The organism is Trueperaceae bacterium (assembly GCA_031581195.1).
GTDB lineage: Bacteria > Deinococcota > Deinococci > Deinococcales > Trueperaceae > SLSQ01.
The window spans coordinates 1-6,638 of the sequence record JAVLCF010000092.1 but is presented as its reverse complement, the minus strand read 5'-3'; the positions used below and the strand labels follow the sequence as shown (position 1 = coordinate 6,638).

Annotated in this window: 7 protein-coding genes; 5 read left to right on the top strand and 2 right to left on the bottom strand. The window is 76.0% G+C overall.

From position 1 onward, the window contains the following. The 3 genes from RI554_08855 to RI554_08845 all read left to right on the top strand — a co-directional run. On the top strand, positions 1 to 383 hold a 383-nt coding region (locus RI554_08855; protein MDR9392120.1), incomplete at its 5' end, for a hypothetical protein. Beyond that, positions 380 to 1,153: an ABC transporter permease gene (locus RI554_08850; protein ID MDR9392119.1), complete on the top strand. Its 774-nt coding sequence runs from the start codon at positions 380 to 382 to the stop codon at positions 1,151 to 1,153. The genes RI554_08855 and RI554_08850, both read left to right, overlap by 4 nt. Next, positions 1,153 to 2,274: an SPOR domain-containing protein gene (locus tag RI554_08845; protein MDR9392118.1), complete on the top strand. Its 1,122-nt coding sequence runs from the start codon at positions 1,153 to 1,155 to the stop codon at positions 2,272 to 2,274. Before RI554_08850 ends, RI554_08845 begins: the two co-directional genes overlap by 1 nt. Before the next feature lie 7 nt (positions 2,275 to 2,281). On the opposite strand, the gene trxB is transcribed toward RI554_08845, so the two are convergent. Next, positions 2,282 to 3,310: a thioredoxin-disulfide reductase gene (trxB, locus tag RI554_08840; GenBank protein MDR9392117.1), complete on the bottom strand. Its 1,029-nt coding sequence runs from the start codon at positions 3,308 to 3,310 to the stop codon at positions 2,282 to 2,284. Positions 3,311 to 3,495: 185 nt separating this feature from the next. Here trxB and RI554_08835 point away from each other — a divergent pair, with 185 nt between their 5' ends. Both RI554_08835 and RI554_08830 read left to right on the top strand, forming a co-directional pair. After that, complete coding sequence (locus tag RI554_08835; GenBank protein ID MDR9392116.1) at positions 3,496 to 4,389, top strand: aminotransferase class IV; 894 nt, start codon at positions 3,496 to 3,498, stop codon at positions 4,387 to 4,389. Next, positions 4,386 to 6,437 carry a M3 family metallopeptidase gene (locus RI554_08830; GenBank protein MDR9392115.1) on the top strand — a complete coding sequence of 684 codons (2,052 nt, stop codon included), beginning with the start codon at positions 4,386 to 4,388 and terminating at the stop codon, positions 6,435 to 6,437. Before RI554_08835 ends, RI554_08830 begins: the two co-directional genes overlap by 4 nt. 4 nt (positions 6,438 to 6,441) lie before the next feature. Here RI554_08830 and RI554_08825 read toward each other — a convergent pair. Beyond that, positions 6,442 to 6,638 (bottom strand): hypothetical protein (locus RI554_08825; GenBank protein MDR9392114.1); only part of this gene is annotated, 197 nt, incomplete at its 5' end.

The window sequence follows — 6,638 nt, the reverse complement described above, 5'->3', positions numbered from 1 at the left end:
ACCACCTGGACGAGGTCGCGCACTACGGGTCGCGGGCCGGGATCCTGGAGGAGGGGGCGTTGATCGACGAGGTCGACCTCGTCGCGCGCCGCGGGCGCTACCGGGCGCTCGTCGACGACGCCGACGCGGCGCGGGCGGCGCTGGCGGCGGTGGGGATCGAGGCGGCCCGCGACGCGCGTCGCGACCCGCGCGGCGAGGGGATCCGGTGGCGGGTCGCGACCGACCCGGGTGCGGGGGGCGGCGACGCGGCGGAGGTGGCGCGCGCGACGCAGGCGCTGGTCGCCGCGGGCCGCGCGGTCGTCGAGGTCCGCGAGGACGTCTTCGACCTGTCCGCGTACTACCGCGACCGGATCGAGGCGCGTCGCGGGGTGGGGGTCGCGTGACGGCGCTGGTGCGCATGGAGGCGCGCAAGCTCGTGCAGTTGACGAGCGTGCGGGGCGCCGCGGTCGTGCTGGCGGCGTTCCCCTGGTTGTGGGCGTACGCGCCGGGCATCTTCGACGTCTACGGCGTCGCGATCGTGTCGGGGTTCCAGGTGCCGGGCTTGGGGTTGGCGTCCGCCATGACGTTCCTGCTGCCGTTGATCGTGGCGATCGTCGCGGCGGAACTCGTCGGGGTGGAGGTGACGCACGGGACGCTGCCGACGGTGTTGCTGCGGCCGGTGACGCGGTCGGCGTGGTTGGCGGCGAAGATGGCGGTGGTGGCGGCGATGCCGCTCGCGGCGTTGGCGTGGTTCTTCGCCGCCTCCCTGGTGGCGGGCGCGGCGTACGGTTTCGAGGCGTTCGTCGGCGGGACCGGCGTCGGGCCGGGCGGCCTGGCGGGGGTCGGGACGCTCGCGCCCGGCGCGGCGTGGGCGGAGTTGGTGGGGGCGTACGCGTGGGCGGCGGCGTCGCTGCTGCCGGTCGCGTTGTTGGCGGTGTTCGCGACGGTCCTCACGATGAACGCGGCGAGCGGGGCGTTGGCGACGTTGGCGACGTTGATCGTGATGGACCTGCTGGTGATCCTGCCCGGGCTCGAGCCGTACCTGTTGACGCGGCACCTGTCGGCCTACGTCGACCCGGTGGCGGGCCCGGGGTGGGTGGCGGCGTTGATCGCGCTGTACGGCGCGGCGTTCGCCGCGGCGGCGGTCCTCGTGTTCGAACGGAAGGACTTCTGATGCGGCGCGCGACCCGCGGCGCCGCGTGGCGCCGGGCGCTGGCCACCGTCGCGGCGTCCGCCGCGACGGCGGTGCTGGGGGGCGCCGCGGCGCAGGAGGCGCTCGCGCCGTACACGGTGCAGGTCGCGGCGCTCAGCGATCCGGAGGCGGCGATCGAGGTCTCCGGCGACCTGTTGCGCGACGGCTTCCCGAGCTACGTGGTGCGGGCCGAGGGGGCGGCGGGCGCGGTGTACCGCGTGCGGGTCGCGGCGTTCGGGGACCGCGCGACGGCGGACCGCTACGCGCGGGCGTTGGGGGAGCGCGTCGGGGGGGCGCCGCGCCCGGCGTTGGCCGAGGCGATCCCCGCCGGCATCCTGCCGCTGGCGCCGGCGCGGATGGCGCGCGTCCCGCTCGACGCGACGGCGACCCTGCTGGCGTGGGGGGACGGGGTCGCGGTGCGGTACGGCGCCGACGACGCCGTCGGTCGGTACGACCTGCCGGCGACCGGTGCGTCGTTCGAGGCGTACCGTGCGGCGCCGGTCGAGGGGGGCGGCCGGGTGGTGTGGGCGACCTACCCGCTGGACGGGACGGCGTCGGAGGGGGACGCGCCCGACGTGCGGGAGGCGCTGTTCCGGCAGCGGTTGCGGTTGCTGGCCGACGCGCTGGGGGTCGACCCCGGCGTGATGGAGGCGGACGCGGTCCTCGGAGAGGTCGGCGACCGGCGGCTGCGGGTGTGGTCGCGGGTGCCGCCCGGCGCGGAGCGCGGGGAGGTGGCGGGCGTCCTACGGCGCGACGCGCCGTTCGACGCGCGCGACGCCGACGCCTGGTTCGGCGCCGCGCCGCCCGCGCCGGCGCGCCCCGTGGTGCGGATGGTGGACGGCGACGTGAGCGTCGTGACGTCCCCGGCCGACGCGAGCCCGACCGATGCGAGCCCGACCGATGCGAGCCCGACCGATGCACGGTCGCTCGACGGGGTGACGGGCGACGGGTGGCGGGCGGAGGCGGACGGGGCGTGGACGCGGTTGGTGGTGGGGGACACGACGTGGCGCGCCCTGGTGGGCGCGCCGGTCGAGGGGGTCCGGGACGTGCTGGTGGTGCGCGCCGAGGGCGCGCTCGAGGTGGTGCGGTTGCGGCCGCGCTGAGCGGCGCTCAGCCGACGCTGAGCGGCGTCGCGGCGGACACGCCGACCGGGGCGTCGCCGGCGCCGGCGGCCGCGGTCTCGCCCTCGAGGGGGGCGAGCGGTTCGCGTTCGGCGAGCCAGCGTTCCGCGGTCATCGCCGCGCGGGTGCCGGCCCCGACGCTCGTGCCGAGCTGCCGGTAGACCTCGTCGGCGATGTCGCCGGCGGCGAAGACGCCCTCGACGTTCGTGAAGATCTCGTCGCGGACCTTCGCGTAGCCGCTGTCCTGCAGCTCGACGAAGCCGTCGAGGAAGCCGGTGTTGGGTTCGTGCCCGATGTAGACGAAGACGCCGTCCGCCTGCAGGACGTCCTCGCGGCCGGTCACGACGTCGCGGGTCTTGACGCCGGTGACCATGCCGTCCTCGCCGAGGACCTCCTCGACGACGGTGTTCCAGACGAACGTCATCTTGTCGTTCGCGAAGGCGCGTTCCTGCGCGCTCTTGTGGGCGCGGAGTTCATCGCGGCGGTGCACGACGACGACCTCGCTCGCGAACTTCGTGAGGAAGGTGCCCTCCTCCAGGGCGGCGTCCCCGCCGCCCACGACCACGACGCGCTTGTCGCGGTAGAAGAAGCCGTCGCACGTCGCGCAGGTGCTGACGCCCCGCCCGTAGAACTCGTCCTCCCCGGGCACCCCGAGCCGTTTCGGGTTCGCGCCGGTCGCGAGGATCACGCTTCGGGCCCGGTAGTCCGCCTCGTAGCCGCGGACCACGAACCCGTCGTCGGCGTTCCCGCTCACGCCCTCGACCTCCTCCATGAGGATGCGCGCGCCGAACTTCTCCGCCTGCCGCACCATGCGTTGCGACAGTTCGGGGCCGGTGACCGCCTCGTCGAAGCCGGGGTAGTTCTCGACCTCCTCGGTCTGGGCGATCTGCCCCCCGGGCAGGCCCTTCTCCAGGATGATCGTGTCGAGCTGGCCGCGGCCGGCGTAGATGCCGGCGGTCAGGCCGGCGGGGCCGCCGCCGATGATGACGACGTCGGTCGAGATCGTCTTGCGTGCCATGGGTGCCTCCTCGGTGCGTGCGTGGACGCCGTTCGGGTCCGGAGTCGGTGCCGCGCCCCTCGGGCCGTGCGCCGCGGGGGTCGGGGCGGGGGCCGAAGCGGGGTGCGCGCCCGCGCCGACCGGTACCCCCCTAGGGTATCACGCGGGGCGGGTCGGGGGGAAGGGACGGCGTTGTAGACTCCCGCATGACCTCCGCGAATCGTACCTACGGCGTGGACCTGCGCGCCCTCCCCGCCGCCGACGCCCACGTCCCCCTGACCGACCTGACCCTCCGCCGCGCCTACGGCGCCTTCGACTTCCTTCGCGTCGAACGGGGCGTCCCCACCTTCGCCGACGACCACCTCGCCCGCCTCGAGCGCAGCGCCGACCTCCTCGACCTCGCGCCGCGCCCGGACCCGGACGCGATCCGCGCCCACGTCCGCGACGTCATCGACGCCAACGTCGCGGCGGGCGCCGTCGACGACGTCTTCGGGCTGCAGCTCTACCTCACCGGCGGCGATCCCGACGACGGCTTCACGCCCGGCACCCCCCGCCTGCTGGTCCTCGTCGTCGACCTGCCCCCCGCCCCCGCGTCGGCGTACGACGAGGGCGTGGCGCTGCTCACGCACCGCTTCGAACGCGACCTCCCCGAAGCGAAGACCACGAACTACTTCACCGCCGTCCGCCACGCCCGCACCCTCCGCGAGCGCGGCGCCGCCGACCTCCTCTACCACGACGGCGAACGCGTCCTCGAAGCCACCCGCTGCAACGTGTTCGTCTCCCTCGACGGCGAAACCCTCCTCACGCCCGGGGCGGGCGTCCTGCCCGGCGTCACCCGCACGCACGTCCTCGCCGCCCTCGAGGGCGACGTGCCCGCCGCCCACGGCGAGGTGCCCCTCGACGCCCTCGCCGACGCCCACGAGGTGTTCCTCGCGAGCACCACCAAGGGCGTCATGCCGGTCACCCGCATCGACGACCGGCCGGTCGGCCGCGGCGTCCCGGGCGACCTGACGCGCCGCGCGATGGCGCGCTTCGGCGCGCACCGCGACGCGTGGGTCGCGGCGCACGCCGACGCCTGGCGTCCCGCGGCGACGTCGTGAACGAGACCGGCAACCCGCTCCTCACCCCCGCGGGCGTGCCCCCGTTCGACGCGATCCGCGCCGAGCACGTCCGGCCCGCCGTCGACGCCGCCCTCGCCGACGCCGACGCCGCCCTCGACGCCATCCGTCGCGCCGAGCCGCCCTACCGCTACGACGACCTGCTCGGCGCGCTCGACCGCCTCGACCAGCGCCTCTCGCGCGTCACGCACGCCGCGGCGCACCTGAACGCCGTCCGTCAGGACGCCGCCTTCCGCGAGGCGTGGAGCGGCGTCCTGCCCGACCTCGCCGCCTTCGACGCCCGCCGCGAGGCCGATCCCGACGTCTACCGCGTCCTGCGCGCCTACGCCGCCAGCGACGAGGGGCGCGCCCTCGACGGGGAACGCGCCCGCTACCTCGACCTCACCCTCGACGCCATGCGCCGCGCCGGCGCCGCCGCCGACGCCGACGTCCGCGCGCGGGTCGAAGCGATCCGCGCCGAGCTGGCCGACCTCGCGCAACGCTTCCAGAACCACCTGCTCGACGGCGTCAACGCCTACGCCCACGACGTCACCGACCCCGCCCGCCTCGCCGGGCTCCCCGACGGCGTCGTGCGTCGCGCCGCCGCCGCCGCGGAGGCCGCCGGCGTAGAGGGCTGGCGCTTCACGCTGCAGCCCCCCTCCCTCGGTCCGGTCCTCCAGCACGCCGAGGACCGCGCCCTCCGCCGCACCCTCTACGACGCCGCGCAAGCCCGCGGGACGGGGGAGGGGCGCGACAACCGCCCCCTCGTCGGCCGCATCCTCGCGCTCCGCCGCGAGCTGGCCCACGCGCTCGGGTACGCCCACTTCGCCGACCTGCAGCTCGCCGACCGCATGGCCGGCGACGGCGCCACCGCGCAGGCGTTCGAAGCGGACCTGTGGCGGCGGGTCGAGCCGCACCTCCGCGACGAGGTGGACGAACTCGCGCACGCCGCGACCGAGCGGTGGGGGTACGACCGACTCGAGCCGTGGGACGTCGCCTTCCTGCAGGAACGCCTCCGCCAGGAACGCTTCGACCTCGACCCCGAGGCGTTGCGGCCCTACTTCGCGCTCGACCGCGTCCTCGACGCCGCCTTCGACCTCGCGCACGCCCTGTACGGCCTCACCGTCCGGCCGGGCGACGCGCGCCACGCCTGGCACGACGACGTCCGCGCGTTCGACGCCGTCGACGAGGACGGCGTCCACCGCGGGACCTTCTTCGTCGATCCGTTCCCCCGCGACGACAAGCGTGGCGGCGCCTGGATGATGCCGCTCGTCACCGGCGGCCCCCGCCCCGACGGCGGGTTCGACCCGCACGTCGCGGCGATCGCCGCCAACCTCACGCCGGGCGACGCGACGACCCCGTCTTTGCTCACGCACCGCGAAGCGGAAACCGTGTTCCACGAGGTCGGGCACCTCCTGCACCACCTCCTCGGGCACGTCGAGACCCGCTCGCTGTCCGGCATCCGCGTCGCGTGGGACTTCGTCGAGCTCCCCAGCCAACTCCTGGAGAACTGGCTGTACGACGACGCCGCTCTCGCGCGCATCGCCCGCCACGCCGACACCGGCGCCCCGCTGCCCCCCGAGGTGCGCGCGAACCTCCGCGCCGCCCGGACGTTCGGTGGCGCCTGGCAGATGGCGCGCCAGCTCTCGCTCGGGACCGTCGACCTGGCGCTGCACGTCGCGTACGACCCCGCCACCGACGGCGACCCGGTCGCGTGGGGGCGGACGGTGATGGCGCCCTTCCAGATCCGCCCCGACGCCGGCAACGAAGGGCTCCTCCCCGCCTTCCAGCACGTCTTCGCCGGCGGGTACGCCGCCGGCTACTACAGCTACCTGTGGAGCGAGATGCTCGACGCGGACGTCTTCACGCGCTTCGAGGCGGCCGGACCGTTCGACGCCGCCACCGGCCGCGCGTTCCGCGACGCCGTCCTCGCGCCCGGCGCGACCCGGCCCCCCGACGCCCTGGTCCGCGCCTTCCTCGGTCGCGATCCCGACGCCACCGCCATGCTGCGCCGCGCCCTCGGCCCCGACCGCCTGGGCGACGCCGCCTGACGCCTCACCAGAGGCCGGCGCGGCGCGCGGCGTCCAACAGCGTGACGCCCCGCGCGTAGCCGGCGACGCCGTCCCCCTGGCCGCGCGCCCGCAGGTAAGCGGCGTACGCCGTCCACGCCACCCGCCGCACCCAGGCCGGCCCGCCGGTCGCGTCGGCGAGGGCGGCCAGGTCCGTACGCATCCGCGTCCGCCAGGTCGCCT

Excerpts from the sequence above, each read along its gene's own strand:
- RI554_08845 (MDR9392118.1), top strand. The coding sequence starts at position 1,153 with ATGCGGCGCGCGACCCGCGGCGCCGCGTGGCGCCGGGCGCTGGCCACC.
- trxB (MDR9392117.1), bottom strand. The coding sequence starts at position 3,310 with ATGGCACGCAAGACGATCTCGACCGACGTCGTCATCATCGGCGGCGGC.
- RI554_08835 (MDR9392116.1), top strand. The coding sequence starts at position 3,496 with ATGACCTCCGCGAATCGTACCTACGGCGTGGACCTGCGCGCCCTCCCC.